Source organism: Candidatus Eisenbacteria bacterium (assembly GCA_016867715.1).
GTDB lineage: Bacteria > Orphanbacterota > Orphanbacteria > Orphanbacterales > Orphanbacteraceae > VGIW01.
The window spans coordinates 1-18278 of sequence record VGIW01000004.1; the positions used below are offsets into that span (position 1 = coordinate 1).

Annotated in this window: 14 protein-coding genes; all 14 read left to right on the forward strand. The window is 65.7% G+C overall.

The features are described from left to right. The first annotated feature begins 556 nt into the window (after nt 1–556). The 14 genes from FJY73_01595 to FJY73_01660 all read left to right on the forward strand — a co-directional run bounded on the left by FJY73_01595 (nt 557) and on the right by FJY73_01660 (nt 18269). The gene (locus FJY73_01595; protein ID MBM3319358.1) at nt 557–790 is read left to right on the forward strand and encodes a CopG family transcriptional regulator; all 234 of its coding nucleotides are present in this window, start codon (nt 557–559) and stop codon (nt 788–790) included. Next, nucleotides 777–1040 carry a type II toxin-antitoxin system RelE/ParE family toxin gene (locus tag FJY73_01600; GenBank protein MBM3319359.1) on the forward strand — a complete coding sequence of 88 codons (264 nt, stop codon included), beginning with the start codon at nt 777–779 and terminating at the stop codon, nt 1038–1040. Before FJY73_01595 ends, FJY73_01600 begins: the two co-directional genes overlap by 14 nt. 157 nt (nt 1041–1197) lie before the next feature. After that, nucleotides 1198–1575, forward strand: a complete 378-nt coding sequence (locus FJY73_01605) for a hypothetical protein (GenBank protein ID MBM3319360.1) — start codon at nt 1198–1200, stop codon at nt 1573–1575. A gap of 442 nt (nt 1576–2017) precedes the next feature. After that, on the forward strand, nt 2018–3007 hold the full coding sequence (locus FJY73_01610) for a PhoH family protein (GenBank protein MBM3319361.1): 990 nt from the start codon (nt 2018–2020) through the stop codon (nt 3005–3007). A 3-nt stretch (nt 3008–3010) separates the two neighbouring features. After that, on the forward strand, nt 3011–5290 hold the full coding sequence (locus FJY73_01615) for an HDIG domain-containing protein (GenBank protein ID MBM3319362.1): 2280 nt from the start codon (nt 3011–3013) through the stop codon (nt 5288–5290). Next, the gene (ybeY, locus tag FJY73_01620) at nt 5253–5750 is read left to right on the forward strand and encodes an rRNA maturation RNase YbeY (GenBank protein MBM3319363.1); all 498 of its coding nucleotides are present in this window, start codon (nt 5253–5255) and stop codon (nt 5748–5750) included. The genes FJY73_01615 and ybeY overlap by 38 nt, the downstream gene beginning before the upstream one ends. Further along, nucleotides 5734–8610: a fused MFS/spermidine synthase gene (locus FJY73_01625; GenBank protein MBM3319364.1), complete on the forward strand. Its 2877-nt coding sequence runs from the start codon at nt 5734–5736 to the stop codon at nt 8608–8610. The genes ybeY and FJY73_01625 overlap by 17 nt, the downstream gene beginning before the upstream one ends. A gap of 23 nt (nt 8611–8633) precedes the next feature. Further along, on the forward strand, nt 8634–9947 hold the full coding sequence (locus FJY73_01630; GenBank protein ID MBM3319365.1) for an HlyC/CorC family transporter: 1314 nt from the start codon (nt 8634–8636) through the stop codon (nt 9945–9947). Nucleotides 9948–10091: 144 nt separating this feature from the next. Next, nucleotides 10092–11444, forward strand: a complete 1353-nt coding sequence (gene mgtE / locus FJY73_01635) for a magnesium transporter (GenBank protein MBM3319366.1) — start codon at nt 10092–10094, stop codon at nt 11442–11444. 4 nt (nt 11445–11448) lie between these two features. Continuing rightward, nucleotides 11449–12201 carry a DNA repair protein RecO gene (recO, locus tag FJY73_01640; protein ID MBM3319367.1) on the forward strand — a complete coding sequence of 251 codons (753 nt, stop codon included), beginning with the start codon at nt 11449–11451 and terminating at the stop codon, nt 12199–12201. Between the two features lie 3 nt (nt 12202–12204). Then, nucleotides 12205–13086 (forward strand): glycine--tRNA ligase subunit alpha, encoded by an 882-nt coding sequence (locus tag FJY73_01645; GenBank protein ID MBM3319368.1) that lies wholly within the window; start codon nt 12205–12207, stop codon nt 13084–13086. Beyond that, nucleotides 13083–15173 carry a glycine--tRNA ligase subunit beta gene (locus FJY73_01650; protein MBM3319369.1) on the forward strand — a complete coding sequence of 697 codons (2091 nt, stop codon included), beginning with the start codon at nt 13083–13085 and terminating at the stop codon, nt 15171–15173. Before FJY73_01645 ends, FJY73_01650 begins: the two co-directional genes overlap by 4 nt. Before the next feature lie 19 nt (nt 15174–15192). Continuing rightward, a complete protein-coding gene (locus tag FJY73_01655; protein MBM3319370.1) occupies nt 15193–15918 on the forward strand; it encodes a glycosyltransferase family 2 protein in 726 nt (241 codons plus the stop codon). Beyond that, nucleotides 15915–18269: a YfhO family protein gene (locus FJY73_01660; GenBank protein MBM3319371.1), complete on the forward strand. Its 2355-nt coding sequence runs from the start codon at nt 15915–15917 to the stop codon at nt 18267–18269. Before FJY73_01655 ends, FJY73_01660 begins: the two co-directional genes overlap by 4 nt. The last annotated feature ends 9 nt before the right edge of the window (nt 18270–18278 follow it).

Sequence of the window (18278 nt, forward strand, 5' to 3'; positions counted from 1 at the left end):
GGGACCGTAGAAGCGACGACGGGCTGCCTCTTGCTTCGGGAGTCTACTTCGTAAGAGGTGGCGTGGGAGGCCGTTACGTCAGTCATCGCATCGTACTGCTCAGGTGACTCCCGATGTCGAAAGGCACGAATCATACTCGGTCCAACACTTATAAGGCCCCCGGGCGCAAGTGAGAAGATATCCCTGAGCCGCCGTCTTTGAGAGAGGCGACGAGGATGTCCGGTCCATCTCGACGGTCTGTCTTCGCTTCGCGGAGATCGGGGACGTTCCGAACTTGCGGAACTTCACAACTAATCGTCTTATGCCTGAACATAGAGGATGGAAGGCGAATTATGGAGGTCGGTTCTCGACTCTATTCCAGCGGAGCTGGATCATGAAGAGAATTGGTGGAGAAACAAGTTCCGATCATTCGCAACGTCCCCAACCTTCGCAACCTTCGGAACGCCGAACCCTGCCGCACCGCCCCTGAGGCGCCCGTTCGCTGCGCGAAGCGGGCATCGTGGCGTCTTGACATCAAAGCGCTATAATGCCAGACTGGCCTTCGGAGGTGATCCCGATGAGCGAGTCCGCCAAGCGTTCCACGGTCTATTTCGAGCCGCATCTGCATCGCGCCCTACGAGTGAAGGCGGCCCACACCCAGCGGAGTCTTTCGGACCTCGTGAACGAAGCCGTCCGCGAGGCGCTTCGAGAGGACCAGGAGGATCTTGCCGCGTTCGAGGAGCGCGGCGACGAAGCGACGATTTCGTATGAGCAGTTGCTGAAAGAGCTTCGGGCTCATGGCAAGCTATAAGGTCGTCTTCAAGAAGTCGGCGGCGAAGGATCTGCGGGAGGTTCCGAAGCGGGACCTGGCTCGTATTCTCCGCAACTTTCGTGGCCTGGCGGAGGACCCTCGTCCCGCGGGGTGCGAGAAGCTGTCGGGACAAGAGAAGTATCGGTTTCGTCGGGGCCGATACCGCATCGTCTACGAGATCGGGGATGCGGAGCTTGTGGTCGTCGTGGTAAAGGTCGGGCACCGGAGAGACATATACCGGCGCAGCTGACAGGCCGTACCCGGACTCCACCCGCTGGCGGGAAGTTCACGCGTTGGGGAGGCGGGGTTGGACTTCAGCCGAATCTCCAACCTCGCGATGCCGCTCGGGTCGCGAAAGGAGTCCGATCGTTCTCTCCCGCCGACCCCGCCCCTCGGGTGGCGCGACGTTGGGCGTGTTGCTGTGGGGGCGCGGCAGCGGAGCGGCCGCGTCGGGCGGGGCGGCCGAAAGGCAGGTGACGGCGATGATGCGCATGCTCTTCGCGCTCCTCATCGCGGCCCTTTGGATCTGTGGTTGCATCTCGGAGGATCCAGCCCCCGTGTCCGACACGGGCACGGTCGTGTTCCTCTCCATGGAGGGAGGTTTCTTCGGCATTGTGGACGATCACGGCAGGCGCTGGGATCCGTTCGGTTTGCCGGAGGAGCTTCAAGTGGACAGCCTCCGCGTGCAGTTCGAGGGGATCCCCGCCGAGAGGGCCACGTTTCACATGTGGGGCCGAGCCATCGACCTGACGTCCATCACGCGGCTCAACGGATCCCTTCCCTGATCCACCTTCCTCGGGACTCCTCGCTTCGTGATGTCGATCCGGACGCTCGACCGAATCGAGGCACCCGTCGCCGGGATCCTGGCCGTCGCCGGCGTTGTCCCCGGGGATGCCGACAAGAACCCGCTCTATCTCCTTCTCAAACAAGCACTTTGGCGGCTTGGATCGCGCGGAGCCTCTCGCGCTTCTCCGGGTCGGGCCGGGTGCGGCGCGCGGTCTTCCGCCCCCGAAGCCGCTCCTTCGACGGGGGCGCGCCCGTCCGGGATCACCGCGCCGGCGGGCGACCCGATCGGCCCCGCGCCAGCGCGCCGTCGTTGACAGAAGCCCGTATCCTAGCGTAGATTGGGAACGCGCTTCCGTCGCGCGTCGAGCCGTGCGATCGGCGCCGGCGGCGCGCGTCGCAAGGAGGGACCCTCTCCCCGTGGGATCAGTCATCGTTCGGCGGATGCACCTCGATGAGGTGGATCCCCTTCATCTATTCGGGCCGGGCGACAGGAACCTTCGGCTCATCCAGGATTCCTATCCCTCGGTGCAGCTCGTCGCCCGCGGCGGCGACATCTATCTGGAGGGGGAGGAGCGGGACGTCCGCCGGATCGAAACGCTTCTCGCCGAGCTCGTCGCGCTCGTCAAGCAGGGGCGAGTCCTTCAGGACACCGATGTCCGCTACGCGATGAGCGTCGGGACCGAGGAGGGGAACGGCGGGCTCTCGACCCTCTACGAGCCGGGGAAGCAGTACTTCCGCCTCAAGAAGGCGGTCAAGCCGAAGACGCTCGGGCAAGAAGAGTACCTCCGCGCCCTCGAGAAGTACGACATCGTCTTCTCCATCGGGCCTGCCGGGACGGGGAAGACGTATCTCGCCGTCGCGGCGGCCGTCTCGGCGCTTCGAGCTCGCGAGAAGAACCGGATCGTCCTCGTGCGTCCGGCCGTCGAGGCGGGGGAGAACCTCGGCTTCCTACCGGGCGACTTCCAGGAAAAGGTTGATCCCTACCTCCGCCCCCTGTATGATGCCCTCCACGATCTGATGGGCGCCGAGAGGATCCAAAGGGCCTTCGACATGGGGATCCTCGAGGTGGCGCCGCTCGCGTACATGAGGGGGCGGACCCTCGCGGACGCGTTCGTCATCCTGGACGAGGCTCAGAACACCACCATCGGGCAGATGAAGATGTTCCTCACGCGCCTCGGGACGAACTCCCGGGCGGTCATCACCGGGGACATCACCCAGGTGGACCTCCCGGAGCCGTCTGAATCGGGTCTCATCAAGATCCAGGCGATCCTTGCGGACATTCCGGAGATCAAGTTTGTGTACCTGACCGAGCGGGACGTGGTCCGGCATCATCTGGTCCAGCGGATCATCCGAGCCTTCGACAACCATCCCGGAGGGGCGGCCTCGAAACCGCGCCCCGAACGGGACCCGGAATCGAGAAGCGAGGGCTGACCGTTGAAGATCTTTCCATTCCGATCGGCCGCCGCTCGCGCGAGAAAGGGCCCCGAGCGCCCGCCCCGTTTCGGCGCCGAAGTCCGGGAGGGATTCCGCGCCCTCTCCTGGCGGCGTACGGGCCTCGCCGTCTGCGTCGTCTCGGCCGTCACGGCTCTCTATCTCCCGCTCGGTTCGGGCAAGTTCTTCCTCCCCGCGGAGGGGCAGATCGTCAAGGAGGACATCCTCGCGCCGTTCGAGTTTCCGGTTCTGAAAGACGAGGAAACCCTCCAGCGGGAGAAAGAGGAAGAGGCGAGAAAGGTCCATCCGGTCCTTCGCGTGAGCGACGACGCGACGCGCGGGAACGAACTGCGCATCCGGGAGCTCTTCCTTGCGGTCGAAAGGATCATCGACTCGGAAGCCGACATCGAGGAGCAGCACCGGATGATGAGCGAGGTCGGCATCCCGCTCACGGAGTCGGCGCGCAACGTCCTCCTCGATCTCTCGAGCGAGAGCCGGGTCCGCCGGGAGACGATCGCGTTCTTCCAAGAGATTTTCGAGCGGGGAGTGTTGGCGGACAAGAAGCTCTTCTCGGACGAAGGACACGACCGGGTCACCCTCGTGCAGGAGGGAGAGGAGTACGCGCTCGGGCTCGACAACTTCCACGATCGGCGCGAGGTGAGCATCGAGGCGACCGACCGGGCGCGGGCGGCCTTCGGCGACAACCGAGCCTTGGGGAACGCGTTCTACGAAGCGGTCGTGCAGCTGGCCGCTCCGAACCTCTTCTACGACGTGCAGGAGACGGAGAAGCGGCGCGAGGAGCGGCGGGCCGGGGTTCTCGAGCACACGGACATCTATCTCGAGGGACAGAAGATCATCGGCGCGCACGAGCGCGTGACCCGGAATCACGTCAACGTCCTCCGCTCGCTCGAAAAGAGATGGGCGGAGGAACGGTTCGAGACGAGCCCGTGGCAGAAGATCTACCCTAACCTCGGCCGCTTTCTCGCGACGCTCACGATCCTGGTCCTGTTCACGGTCTATCTCCGGCGCCAGCGCCCGAAGATCTGCGAGAGGGACGGCTATCTCCTCCTTCTCGCCGCGATCGCGCTCATCGGGATCGGCCTCACCGCGCTCATCAGCGCCTTCGGGCTCTCGCTCTTTCTCGCGCCGGTCGTCTTCGTCGCGATGCTCGCCACGCTTCTCTTCGACGACCACGTCGGCGCCGCCCTGACCGGCGCCTTCGTCTTCGTCGTCGCTCTGGTCGAGGGGCTTCCCCTCCCGATCCTCTTCACGCTCGGCGTGGCGGGGGCGGCGGCGGTGTACGGCGTGGCGGGGCTCCGCGAGCGCCGGCGCTTCTGGAACTCGCTCCTCTACGTCGCGGGGGCGTACATCGTCTCGATCGGCGCCGCGGACTTCCTCCATCTCTCCCCCGGAACGGACACGCTCCGAAAGATGGGCTTGGGGCTTCTCGGCTCGCTCGCGAGCGGAGGGCTCGCGATGATCTTCCTCCCCGTTTTCGAGGGGGTCTTCCGGGTCACCACGAATGTCACGCTTCTCGAGCTTTCGGATCTCAACCGACGACTCCTCAAAAGTCTCTCTCTCCTCGCGCCCGGCACCTATCACCACTCGATCATGGCCGGCAATCTCGCAGAGTCGGCCGCGGAGAGGATCGGCGCGAACTCCCTTCTTGCGCGCGTGGGGGCGTACTATCACGACATCGGGAAGATGACGAAGCCGGAGTACTTCGTGGAGAACCAAGCCGGAGGCGAGAACCGACACGACCGGATCTCGCCGAAGCTCTCCGCGCTCGTCCTGATCGCCCATGTGCGCGAAGGGCTCGAGATGGGGAGGAAGGAGCGTCTTCCGGGGGAGATCCTGGACGCGATCCGCGAGCATCACGGCACGACGCTCATGGCCTACTTCTACGACAAAGCGAAGCAGCTCGCCCCGGAGGCGGACATACCCGAGGAGGAGTTCCGCTATCCCGGCCCGAAGCCGAGGACCAAGGAGAGCGGGATCATCATGCTGGCGGACGTGGCCGAGGCGGCGACGCGCGCTCTCGTCGAGCCGACCCCCGGCCGCATCCGGCAGCGGATTCTCGATGTGACGAACGCGAAGTTCATGGAGGGGCAGCTCGATGACTGCGACCTCACCTTCCGCGAGCTCCGGCGGATCCAGGAGAGCTTCGTGCCGATCTTGACCAGCGCCATGCATCCGCGCATCCGATACCCGGACGAGGTGAAGCGAGAGGAGGGCCGATCCGCGATTGGAGATCTATTCGGAAAACCTCCACGAAGGTTGTGACCTCGACACGAAGGTCTTCAGCGAATCGGCGGCCGAGATCCTCGGCTCTCTGGTCGGGTCGGAAGGCGAGGCGAGCATCGTCTTCGTGTCGGACGAGCGGATCCGCGAGCTGAACCGGACCTACCGAGGCACGGATCGCGCGACCGACGTTCTCACCTTCTCCCTGCACGGCGATTCCTTGAGCCGCGGCGTTCTCGGGGACGTGGTCATCTCTCTCGAGACCGCGTCGAGGAGAGCGAAGCGTCGGGGAGTCCCTCTCGAGGAAGAAGTTCTCCGGCTTCTCGTCCACGGGCTTCTCCACCTCGCGGGGTACACGCACGATGGGAGAGAAGACGGGGCCCGCATGCGGAAGCTCGAGCGCGAGTTCTTGGCGGAGCACATGGACCGCATGCGCCGGCGGCGGAATGGCCGGACCGCGGGGAATCGGAAGCGAAAGGAGAGGCATGGAAAACGGGCGTGAGGGGCGGGTTCGGACGGCGGTCTATCTCTGCTTTTTCCTCTCGGGGGTCGCGGGGCTCGCCTACCAGGTGATTTGGATCCGCCAGCTCTCGCTCATCTTCGGGACGACCTCGTTCGCCGTCTCGACCGTTCTCGCATCCTTCATGGGAGGCCTCGCGCTCGGGAGCTATCTCTTCGGCCGACTCGCGGATCGGCTGAGGAGCCCGCTCCGCCTTTACGCGTGGCTCGAGCTCGCGATCGGGATCTATTGTCTTCTCGTGCCGCTCCTTCTTCGCGTGGTGACGCACGTCTACGTCCTCACCGCCGGGTCCTTCGGCGGCAGCTTCTACCTGATGAGTCTCGTCCGCTTTCTTCTCTGCGCGGTCGTTCTGATCCCGCCGACGACGTTGATGGGGGCGACGCTTCCCGTTCTTTCGCGGTACGTCGTTCGGCGCATGGAACGACTCGGCGAGGGGTTCGGAGGGCTCTACGGAATCAACACGTTCGGGGCGGTCGTCGGGTGCTTCGCGACCGGCTATCTCCTGATCGGCTGGATCGGCGTGTCGGCGACCACGAAGGTCGCCGTTGCCTTCAGTGTCGTCGTGGCCGCGATCGCGTTTCTTCTCTCGCGAAGGGATGGATCCTCGGAGCCGGTGTCTGCGGAGCCGCGGCCCGAGCCGAGGAAGGGGCGGGCGCTGTCTCTATCCCACGCGATGATACTCGCGGGGATCGGGGTATCGGGTGTTGCCTCTTTGACGTATGAAGTGGCATGGACCCGCCTCCTTTCTCTGATTCTCGGAAGCTCGGTGTACGCGTTCACCGCCATGCTCACCACCTTCCTCCTCGGGATCGCGCTCGGAAGCGTGATCGTTTCCCGTCTCGCGGATCGCCTCCGCGATCCGGTCGCCGCCTTCGTCGTCGCGCAAGCGTGCGTTGTCGTCTCGGTCTTGTCGATCACCCCGCTCTTCGATCGCCTCCCCGTTCTCTTTCTCATTCTCTTCGGGAAGATGGGTCACTCGTTCGTCACCTTCGAGATGGCCCAGTTCCTTCTCTGCGTTCTGGTGATGTTCCTGCCGACCCTCTTCATCGGGACGACCGTTCCCCTCGCCGTGAAGGCGTTCACGGTCCGTCTCGAGGAGGTCGGCCGGAGCGTCGGCACGGTCTACGCGAGCAACACGATCGGAGCGATCCTCGGGTCATTCTTCGCGGGCTTTGCGCTTCTCCCTCTTGTCGGGACCCAGAAGACGATCGCGGTCGCCTCGGGCCTCAACCTCGCCGTCGCGGTCGCGCTCTTTCTCCTCCTGCCGCGCCCGCGGAGAGCCGCACGCGCCGCGATCACGGCGATCGCCGTGCTTCTCTTCTTCGTCGCCGTCTTTCGAGGGCATGCGTGGGACCGCTACATGCTGAACTCGGGCTTCTTCGACAGCCCGCGCTACTCCCTTCATCAGGTGAGCGAGAAGGGTTTCCGCGATTTCGTGCGCTCCTACGACATCCGCTACTACGAGGAAGAGACGTACGCGAACGTCGCGGTGAGCTACGAGTCGGAGAACCTCTTCCTGCAGATCAATGGAAGGACCGAGGCGTCGACCACATCGGACATGTCGAACCAGATTCTCGTAGCGCAGATCCCTATGCTCGTGCATCCCGATCCGCGAGAGGTCGTCGTCGTCGGTCTCGGGAGCGGGATCACGCTCGGGTCGGTGGTGACGCACCCGGTCGATCGCGCCGATTGCATCGAGATCTCGCCGGCCGTGGTGCGCGCCGCGGCGTTCTTCCGCGAGTGGCACGACGACGTCACCAAGAACCCGAAGGCGGAGATCATACTCGACGACGCCCGCAACTACCTTCTCGCCTCTCCTCGGAAGTACGACGTCATCGTTTCCGAACCGTCCAAGCCGTGGATCAGCGGCGTCTCCAACTTGTTCACGCGGGAGTTCTACGAGATCTGCCGGAAAAGGCTGAAGCCGGGCGGCATCCTCTGCCAATGGTTCCACTATTACAGCATGGACCCTGAGGATTTCCGAATCACGCTGCGGACCTTCCTCGGGGTGTTCCCCTACGCGCAGATCTGGAACGCGGACAACAACGTCTTCCTTCTCGGATCCGAGGAGCCGATCCGGATCGACGTGCAGAGAATGGAAGAGAGAATGGCGATCCGCAAGGTCGCCGCCGACCTCGGTCGGATCGAGAAGAAGAACCCGTACGTTCTCCTCGGGAACTTTCTCTTCGGCGAGGAGGAGGCGCGCCAATACGTGGGAGAAGGACGGATCAACACCGACGACCTCCCGGTCATCGAGTTCAGCGCCCCCCGCCACCGCGATGAATACCGGCACGAGGAGATCCTCGAGTCGATGCTGAACGCGTTCCCGCGGTACGACGCCTATCCTCTCGTCGGGCATATCGCGGAGGAGGGGAACACGATCAACTTCCGCCTCGGGAACTTCCGTTTCACGTCGCCGATTGCTTGGCAGTCCGGCGCGGCGACCATGGTTCGCACGGTGGTGCCCGGAGATCGTTTCGAGGAGGAGGAAGGGCCTTTCGTCGCGTATCGCCTCGAAGCATCGATGCTCGGCGCGAGGGGCGAGGAGCTCCGGATGGTGGCGCTCACGCGCGGGGCCTTCTCGGGCGAGAGGCTCAAGATGACGGTGGAGCGCCTGTCGCGCGGCCCGGGAACAGTCGGCGCGGGAACGGTCGAGGGGCAGACCGCGTACTGGTCTCGGTATCGCGCGGAGCGCCCGGGCGCGGCGCTCAGTTGGTATTTCCCCCCGAACAACCTGCAGTATCTCCTGCAGCTGGTCGGACCCGAGGAGGAGGACCCTGAACGTCTAAAGAATCTTCTTCTCGAGGGGGCTTCATGCTCCGAGTTCATCGGGTACCGGTAGGAAGGGACACGGAGGGCTCCTGAATGCTCGCTTACTGGGCCGGTCTCCTTCTCTCTTTGCTCCTCCTCGTCGGAAGCGCGCTCCTCTCTGCGGCCGAAAGCGCGTTCTTCCATCTATCCAAGCCGGCCCGCGAGCTTCTCGAGGAGAGCCGCGACCGGCGCGCGCGCGTGCTGCTCGGCCTCCTCCGCCACCCGAGGCGCCTCACGATGGCGCTCCGGCTCACGAACGTCTTCGTGCGCGTGGCCGCCGTCTCCTGGGTCACGTTCCTCGCTCTTCGCTTTGCGGACGATTTCGCGATTTCCCCCGCGCTCTTTCTCCTCCTTCACGTCGTTCTCCTCCTCTTGTTGATCGCGGGGCCGACCGAAGTGATCCCGCGCGCATACGGCATCTCGAACGCGAAGAACACGGCTCTTCGCGCGGCGGAACCGATGCGCGCGCTCGAGCGGATCCTGGCTCCGGGGATGGGGCTTTTCATCGGTCTTCTTCGAAGAATGGCGCGTTTCCTCCGCGTCCGGTGGACGGTTCCCTACCTCACCGCGGAAGACGTGATCGCGGTGGTCGAGGCGGGAGAGGAAGAAGGGGAGATCGAGGAAGAAGAGAAGGAGATGATCCACTCGATCCTCGAGCTCGGCGACACCGCGGTGCGTGAGGTGATGATCCCGCGCGTCGACATGGTGGCGGTGGAGAGGAAGAGCCCGATCCGCGAGGCCCTCGAGAAGATCACCGAGAAGGGGCATTCGCGCATCCCGGTGTACGAGGAGAGGATCGACCGGATCGTCGGCGTCGTCTACGCGAAGGATCTCCTTCGTCCGTCGTTCCGGGACGCGCTCGATCTTTCCGTGGATCGCGTCATGCGCGAACCCTTCTTCGTCCCCGAGGGGAAGCGGGTCGACGATCTCCTTCGGGCGTTCCAGAAGGAGAAGGTCCATCTCGCGATCGTCGTGGACGAGTACGGGGGAACGGCGGGACTCGTCACGATGGAAGATCTTCTCGAGGAGATCGTGGGCGAGATCCAGGACGAGTACGATCGGGAGGACGATCTCTTCGAAACAGCCGGACCGGACACGGCGCTCGTGAACGCCAAGATCGACCTTGACGACCTGAACGAGCGCTTTACAATCGGCATCCCGGCGGACCGCCACGACACGCTCGGGGGGTATCTCTACGATCTCGTGGGTCGTGTGCCCGCGGAGGGAGAGTCGTTCGAAGATCCGGTGAGCCGCCTTCTCTTCAAGGTCGAAAGGGTGGATCGGCAGCGGATCGCCCGGGTGCGGATCCGCAAGCTGGGGCTCCCTGAGGAAGGCGCCCAAGGTTCGGAGCCCAAGGGGATGTCTTAGCGAGAGAACGCTCGTCGCTTTTCGGGACCGATCGGCGAAAGGGCCCGAGACGAACGGGTCCTTTCCTCTTTTCGCGGAGCCCGGGGAGAGCTTCCTCCCCATCGAACGCGCGGTTCTTCGGATCGCTTTCGGAGCGGAAGACCGATGGACAATCCGCTTGCTGCGCTCGTCCAGAAGATCGAGGAGCACCTCGAAAAGGGAGATGAGGCGGCGATCCGCCGACTTCTCGCCGAGGAACATCCGGGCGACATCGCCGAGGTCCTCGGCTTCGTCGACGACGAGGAGGAGAAGTGCCGGCTCTTCCGCCTCACGGCGGAGAAGGAACGCTCCGAGATCCTTTCGCACGTCGACGACACCACCTTGACGGTTCTCCTCGCGCGCCTCTCGGATCGGGAGATCTCCCGGGCGATCGACGAGCTTCCCACCGACGACGCGGCCGACATCGTCGGCCGTCTGCCCGAGGAGAACGCGAGCCGCGTTCTCGCCCTGCTCGAGGAAGAAGACCAGAAAAACCTCCAGAAGCTGCTCGAGTATCCCGAGGAGAGCGCCGGCGGGATCATGGAGAGCGAGTTTGTCGCCGTCCCGGAGCACGTGACCGTGGAGGAGGCGGTGGCGGCCCTTCGCGAGCGGGAAGCCGAGGTCGAGCAGGTGCACAACGTCTACTTGGTCGACGAAGCGGAACGTCTCACCGGAATCCTTCCCCTCTGGCGCGTGGCGATCGCGATGCCGGGCACTCGTTTGGATCGCCTGGCGGAGCGGGACGTGGTCAGCGTCCCCGCCCAGATGGACCAGGAGGAGGTTGCCGCCGTCGTGATGCGCTACGACCTTCCCGAGGTTCCGGTCGTCGACGACGCGGGGCGTCTCATCGGGCGGATCACGGTGGACGACGTTCTCGATGTCGTCGAAGAGGAGGCGACCGAGGACATCTCCCTCATGGCCGGGACGGGGGACGAGGAAATCCATGAAACCTCGCCGTTTCGGATCTCAATGATTCGGCTCCCGTGGCTTCTCATCGGGCTTTGCGGAGGGATCGGGTCCGCGTTCTTGATGAGCCGCTTCGAGGGGGAGCTCCGGCGAATCCTCGCCCTCGCCTTCTTCGTTCCGGTCATCACGGCGATGGGGGGGAACGTCGGGATGCAGTGCTCCTCGATCGTCGTCCGCGCTCTCGCGCTCGGCGAGATGGAGGCGTACCGGATCGCGCGTCGCCTGGCGCGCGAGTTCTCGATCGCGATCCTGAACGGCTTCATCCTCGGCGGGATTCTCTCCCTCGTTGCGCTTCTCTGGCACGGCGCCTGGGTTCTCGGGGTCATCGTCGGGCTGGCGATGTTCGCATCGATTCTCGTCGCGGCGACGACCGGGACCCTCTTCCCGATGATCTTTCGGCGGCTCGGGCTCGACCCGGCCCTCGCTACCGGGCCCTTCGTGACGACCTCGAACGACGTGATCAACCTGCTCATCTACTTCGTCGTCGCCGATCTTCTCATGCGGAGGTTCTGAGGGGATGGCGATCGAACGGGAGGAGGCGATCGTTCTCTCCCGTACGCGCTTCGGAGAGACGAGCCTCCTCGCCACGCTCTTCACCAAGAATCGGGGGCCGCTCCGCTTCGTGGTGAAAGGGGCCCGCCGGCCCCGTAGCCGCTTCGGGGGGCGTCTCGAGCCGACCAACCATATCCTGGCGGTCTACTATCGAAAAGAAGGTCGGGATCTCCACCTCCTTTCCGACGCGGACCTCCTGACGTCGTTCTCCGGTCTCCGCGGGTCCCTGTTGCGGCTCGCCTATGCGTATGCGATAATCGACGCCCTCGCCGGCTTGAAGCGCGAGGAGACCCCCGCGGAGAACCTCTTCCGTCTGGCGCTCCGAGCGCTCGCGGCGGCGGAGACCGAACCGGAGACGGCGCTCGAAGCGGCTCTCTGGAGCTTCCTCCTCGCGGCGCTCGCGGACGCCGGTTACCGGCCCGAGCTCGCTCGGTGCGTGCGGTGCGGAAGGGAGCTCGGGGGGTCGAGCGCGCGCTTCGATCCCCGCGCCGGCGGGGTCGCCTGCGCGGGGCATGGGGGGGGAGGGCTTCTTCTCTCGCCCGGAACGATCGGCATCCTCGGCGCTCTCGCGTCGGGAACCGCAAGGGAGGCTCCGCTCGCCGGGCGCGAGATCGCGGAAGGGCGAGAGGCATTCCGGCGTTTCTTCGAGGAGCACGGACTCGGACGGACGCCGTTCCGCGCGCTGGACCTGCTCGCGCCGCGCGCGCGAAAGGGATGAACGGTGACCTTTCAAGAAATCGTGATGGCGCTCGAGCGCTTCTGGTCCGACCGCGGCTGCGTGCTCGCAACCCCTTACAACTCGGAGGTCGGAGCCGGAACCTTCAATCCATCGACGTTTCTCCGCGTGCTCGGCCCCGAGCCGTGGAGGACCGCGTATGTCGAGTTCTCCAAGCGCCCGAAGGATGGGCGGTACGCGGAGAACCCGAACCGCGTGCAGGGTTTTCACCAGTACCAAGTCATCCTAAAACCCTCCCCTCCGAACGCGCAGGATGTGTATCTCGACTCCCTCCGCGCGATCGGCATCGATCTCTCGCGGCACGATCTCCGCTTCGTCGAGGACGATTGGGAATCGCCGACGCTCGGCGCGTGGGGGCTCGGCTGGGAAGTGTGGCTCGACGGGATGGAGGTGACCCAGTTCACCTACTTCCAGCAGACCGGAAGCGTGGACCTCGATCCGATCTCCGTCGAGCTGACCTACGGACTCGAGCGCCTCGCGATGTTCATCCAGGGCGTCGATTCGATCTTCGACATCCGCTGGAGCCGCGACCTGACCTGGGGGGACGTCCTGAAGGCGTCGGAGTACGAATGGTGCCATCTGAACTACCGCGAGGCGGATGTGGAATTCCACTTCGAGCTCTTTCGCTTCTACGAAAGGGAAGCCCATCGCCTTCTGGAAAAGGGCTTGATCTTCCCCGGGTACGATTCTATCGTGAAATGTTCGCATATCTTTAATCTGCTTGAGGCGCGCGGGGCGATCAGCGTGACCGAGCGGACCGGATACATCGGGCGGATTCGGCGTCTCGCGCGCCGGGCGGCCCTCGCCTACGTCGAGAAGAGAGAGAACCTCGGGTTCCCGCTTCTCGGGAACGGAGGGGAGGCGTGAAACGAGATCTTCTCATCGAGATCGGCGCGGAGGAGATCCCGGCGTCGTACGTTCCCCCCGCGTGCGAGGCGCTCGCGGAGGCGCTCCCCGCGAGGCTTCGAGAGATGCGGCTCGCGCACGGGAGGGTCGATTCGTTCGCCACGCCCCGCCGTCTCGCTCTCCGGATCGCCGATCTCGACTCGTTGCAGCCGGACGCGGAGCGAGAGGTGACGGGACCGCCGAAGAAGATCGCCTTCGACGCGGACGGGAAACCGACGAAGGCCGCGCTCGGCTTCGCGAAGACGCAAGGGATCCCCATCGAGGCGCTTCGGATCGCCGCGACCGAGAAGGGGGAGTATCTGGCGGCGACGGTGGTCGATCGCGGGAAGCCGGTCGCCGAGCTTCTCGGGCCTCTCGTCCGCGAGGTCGTCGCGACTCTTCCGTTCCCAAGGACGATGCGTTGGGAGCCGAGCGGGTTTCTCTTCGCCCGGCCGATCCAGTGGATCGTTGCCCTTTTCGGGGATGAGGTGATCCCGCTCTCGATCGCAGGCGTGACGAGCGGCCGGGAGAGCCGGGGCCATCGCGTGCTCCACCCCGCGCCGGTTCCGATCGCGGAACCCCGCGCCTACGAGGATGCCCTCCGGCGCGCGGGGGTTCTCGTCTCACCGGATGAGCGCCGGCGGGCGATCGAGAAGGAGATCGAGCGCGCGCTCGCGGGCGGAGAAGGACGTGTCCTGCGAGACGCGGAACTCCTCGAGACCGTGAACTACCTCGTGGAGTATCCGCGGGCGCTTCTCGGGCGGTTCGATCCGCGGATGCTCCGCCTGCCGAACCAAGTCGTGGTGACCGCGATGCGCGCGCACCAGCGCTATTTTGCCGTTGTCGATGAATCCGGCGGGCTCCTCCCCTTCTTCGTCGCGATCGCGAACGGGATCGCGGAGAACGAAGGTGGGATCCGAGCGGGGATGGAGCGCGTGCTGGCGGCGCGCCTCGCCGACGCGGAGTTCTACTGGAATGAAGACCGCGCCGTGCCGCTCGAGGAACGCGTGGACGGCCTCCGGCGGATGGTCTGGCAAGAGGGGATGGGCTCGCTCCTCGAGAAGACCGAACGGATCGAGAAGATCGCCGCGGCGCTCGCTGCGGAATCGGCGCCGGATGCGCGCGGAGCGGCGGCGCGTGCGGCGCGCCTCTCCAAGGCGGACCTCACGACCGAGATGATTCGGGACGGGAAGGAGTTCACGGCGCTGCAGGGGTACATGGGGATGGAGTACGCGCGTTCGGCGGGAGAGCCGGACGAGGTCGCGCGCGCGATCTTCGAGCAATACCTCCCGCGCTTCTCCGGCGACGCGCTCCCCGAGACGATCCCCGGCGCTCTCCTCTCGCTCGCCGACCGCGTCGACACGCTTCTCGGATGTCTCGGTGCGGGTCTCGTTCCGACCGGCTCGCAGGATCCGTATGGACTCCGGCGGCACGCGCTCGCGATTCTTCGCATCCTCGCCGAGAAGAAGGTGAGCGTGCCGCTCGGCCGTCTTCTCGCGATCGGCGCCGAAGCGTACGGCGAGCGTCTTCCCGAACCGGAGAAGACGATCGGGGAAGCGCTCCGCTTCTTCCGCGGCCGGCTCCGCAATCTCCTCGTGGAGAAGGGGCTTCCCTACGACATCGTCGAGGCGGTTCTCGACGTCGGTCTGGACGATCCCGCGGATCTCGAACGGCGCGCCCTCGCGATCCGCGACTTTCGCGAGCGGGAGTCCTTCGAGCGTCTCGTTGTCGGCTTCAAGAGAGTGGTGAACATCCTCAAGGGATCCGATTCCGCGGGCGCGGTCGATCCCTCGCTCCTCGGGGAGCCTGAGGAGAAGGAGTTGCACCGCGCGGCCGAGGAAGCGGCGGGCCGGCTGGAGCGCGCGCTCGTCTCCGCCGACTACCGGGCCGCGATGGAGCACCTGCTCGCGCTCCGTGATCCGATCGACCGCTTTTTCGACAAGGTGCTCGTCATGGACAAGGAGGAGCGGATCCGGGAGAACCGGCTCGCTCTCCTCGCCGAGATCGCTCGAGCGTTTCGCCGCCTGGCCGATCTTTCGAAGGTGGTGCTCGAAGGGGAAAGAGAGTAGTCTCGCCGCCGAGGGATCCATGGTCGAGGAGATCAGCATCGTCTTTCCCGCCTACAACGAGGTCGAGAACGTCGAAGAGGCGGCCCGCCGCGCGCGCGAGGCGATCGCCCTCGCGCGGATTCCGTCCTCGGAGATCATCTTCGTTGACGACGGGAGCACGGACGGCACCGCGGAGAAGGTCGAGGCGCTCGCCGCCGAGGACCCGAGCATCCGTCTGGTGCGCCATCCTCGGAATCGGGGCTACGCAGAGGCCCTGAAGAGCGGGTTCGCCGCCGCGCGCATGAGGTACATCTTCTACTCCGACTCGGACAATCAGTTCGACCTCAAGGAGCTCAAGAACCTCCTTCCCGCCATTGAGGATTACGACATCGTCTGCGGGTTCCGCATCTATCGGTTCGACCCGCTCACCCGCCTCTTCCTCGCGTGGGGGTACAACCTGGTCGCGCGCTCTCTCTTCCGGATCCGCGTGCGGGATATCGATTGCGCCTTCAAGCTTTTCAGGCGCGAGGTGTTCGATCTCATCACGATCGAATCGAAGAAGTTCTTCGTCGACACGGAGATCCTCGCCAAGGCGGCGAAGCATCGTCTGCGCGTCACGGAGATCGGCGTGCGCCACTACCCGCGTCCCGCCGGACGCTCCACGGTTCGGCCGAGCCACGTGATCTCGACCCTTCGCGAGCTCGCAAAGATGTGGATCCGGATCAACTTCGGGCCGCGGGCGGGCGGGAGACGCGCGGGCCGATGAGGCCGGGCGGGCGCGACCTTCTTCTTCTCCTCGCGGTCCCTCTCGTCCTTCTCGTGCTCTTCCCGATGGATCTCGCTCCGGGCCGCTATCTCGTCACGTTCCCCGCGGATCGGTTCGAGCCGTGGGGACCGCCCCGCGAGGGACCCGCATACAACTCCGATTGTCTCCGGTCGTACTTTCCGCGCCGCGCTGGGACCGTCGACGCGCTCCGTGCGGGGAGGATCCCCCTCTGGGACCCCTCCCCCTTCTGCGGCCAGCCGTTCCTCGCGAACTACCAGTCCGGCGTCTTCTATCCGCCGAACCTTCTTCTCCTTCCGTTCTCCGCGGAGCGATCGCTCGGAATCCTCGCGTGGATCCATCTCGTGATCGCCGGGTGGGGGGGGCTCCTTCTCTTCCGCGGCATCGGTCTTTCTCAGGGGACCGCTCTCATCGGAGGTCTTCTCTTCGCGACGAACGGCGCGCTCGCCGTTCGCGCGGGTCAGATCACCATGCTCGCGACCGCCGCATGGATCCCTCTCGTTCTCTTCCTCTCGCGCCGCACGGTGCGCGGCGGGAGCATCGCTCCTCTCGCGCTCGCCTACGCGTGCATGACGCTCGCCGGCTTTCCGCCGATCCTCCTCTGGGGAACGCTCCTCGCGTTCTTCTGGACGCTTCACGAGCATCGCGGGCTCGGTCGGACGGAGGGGATGCGGCCGCTCCTCCGCGCCGCCGGAGGGTTTCTCCTCGGCGGCGCGCTCGCCGCCGCGCAGCTCCTCCCGACCGCGGAGTTCCTCCTCTCCTCGGACCGCATTCGCTTTGGGTATGAAGAGCTTGTCTCCTCTTCGTGGCATCCGGCGGCGCTCATCCGCTTTCTCGTCCCCGGATGGTTTGGATCGCCGATCGACGGCGACTCGTGGATCGAGCTTCTCCGAAGGGGGAACGGCCACTACTACCAGTCGTTTCTCTCCACCGCCGGGTACGTCGGGATCGCGAGCCTCCTCTTCGCGCTCCTCGGGGGGGCGGCGGCGTGGCGGAACCGTTCCGCGCGCTTTCTTCTTCTCGCGGGCGCCGCGGCGCTCGTCGTTCTTCTCGGAAGCCCTCTTCTCCGCGTCGTCTCCCTTCTCCCCGGGCTTGCCGGATCGCGCGTCGACCGGATCGTGCATCTCGTGACGCTTCCGCTCGCGCTCCTCTCCGCGTTCGGGATCGAGAGAGCGAGGCGGGAAGCGTTTCCGCGCCGAGCGGCAGGGGCCGCCGCGCTCGTTCTCGGGCTTCTCCTCCTCGGCCTCTGGGCGGGGAGGGAGAGGATCGCGGAGCGCTTGATCCCTCAAGGGACTCGATTTCTCCCGAGCGCGGAGGCGTCCGCGGGACGCCACGCGCGCGCGGCCCTCTTTCTTGCGGGCGGAACGCTTCTCGTCCTTCTGCCGATCTGCGCGCGGCGGGCCCGGTTCTTTCTTCCCGCGGCGGGCCTCCTTCTCGCGGCGGACAGCGGGTTCGAGGCGCGCCGCTGCCACGTGACCGTGGGGCGGGAGGGACTCCCGGCCGAAACGGCCGAGACCCGCTTTCTCCGCGGCGCGGCGGGAGAGGGGCGCGTCGTCCGCTTCCGGGACCTCGTCTTCCCGCCGGGCCTCCCCGGTCTCTTCGGCGTCCCCGACGTCGAAGGCTATAATGCTTTGACATTCAAAGATTATCGTGCGTACTACCGGGCGCTCGCCCCCGAATCGGTCAAGGAGCGCCGGATCAACCCGCTCGTCGACCCGAGCGATCTCTCCTCTCCGCTCCTCTCCGCCCTCGGCGCGCGGTGGATCCTGACCCGGAGCCCGCTCCGAGCCGGCGACTTTCCCCTGCGCCACGAGGGGCGCTTTCTCGTCTACGAAAACCCGAGGGCCCTCCCCCGGGCATACCTCGCCGAGAAGATCCTCTTCGCGCCGAACGATCCGGAGCGTGCGATCGCCCTTCTCGAGGCGGCCCCGGCGGGGAGCCGGATCGCGGTGTTGGAGGAGAGCGTCCCGGGTTGGCCGCCGGGCGAGCCGGATCTCCCCGCCGGCGGAACGGTGCGGATCGCCTCGAGCGAGCCGGAGCGGGTCGTGATCGAATGCACGGCCGATCGGCCGGGTCTTCTCGTGCTCGCCGACTCGTACGACCGCGGTTGGAGAGCGACGGTCGACGGACTTCCCGCGAGGGTGCACCGCGTGAACCGAATCTTCCGCGGCGTCGCGGTCGGGGCGGGAGAACATCGGGTCGAGTTTCGATACGAACCGCTCTCGTTCACCATCGGGGCTTGGGTGTCGCTTCTCGCCCTCGCCGCCCTCCTCGTCCTTCCGATTCGGCGCCGGCGCGCAAAGCGCTTGCGCGCACCTGGCGAAAGCCGATAGCCTGCGAGG

Excerpts from the sequence above, each read along its gene's own strand:
- recO (MBM3319367.1), top strand. The coding sequence starts at position 11,449 with ATGGCGATCGAACGGGAGGAGGCGATCGTTCTCTCCCGTACGCGCTTC.
- FJY73_01600 (MBM3319359.1), top strand. The coding sequence starts at position 777 with ATGGCAAGCTATAAGGTCGTCTTCAAGAAGTCGGCGGCGAAGGATCTG.
- FJY73_01630 (MBM3319365.1), top strand. The coding sequence starts at position 8,634 with ATGCTCGCTTACTGGGCCGGTCTCCTTCTCTCTTTGCTCCTCCTCGTC.
- mgtE (MBM3319366.1), top strand. The coding sequence starts at position 10,092 with ATGGACAATCCGCTTGCTGCGCTCGTCCAGAAGATCGAGGAGCACCTC.
- FJY73_01660 (MBM3319371.1), top strand. The coding sequence starts at position 15,915 with ATGAGGCCGGGCGGGCGCGACCTTCTTCTTCTCCTCGCGGTCCCTCTC.
- FJY73_01595 (MBM3319358.1), top strand. The coding sequence starts at position 557 with ATGAGCGAGTCCGCCAAGCGTTCCACGGTCTATTTCGAGCCGCATCTG.
- FJY73_01625 (MBM3319364.1), top strand. The coding sequence starts at position 5,734 with ATGGAAAACGGGCGTGAGGGGCGGGTTCGGACGGCGGTCTATCTCTGC.
- FJY73_01610 (MBM3319361.1), top strand. The coding sequence starts at position 2,018 with ATGCACCTCGATGAGGTGGATCCCCTTCATCTATTCGGGCCGGGCGAC.
- FJY73_01655 (MBM3319370.1), top strand. The coding sequence starts at position 15,193 with ATGGTCGAGGAGATCAGCATCGTCTTTCCCGCCTACAACGAGGTCGAG.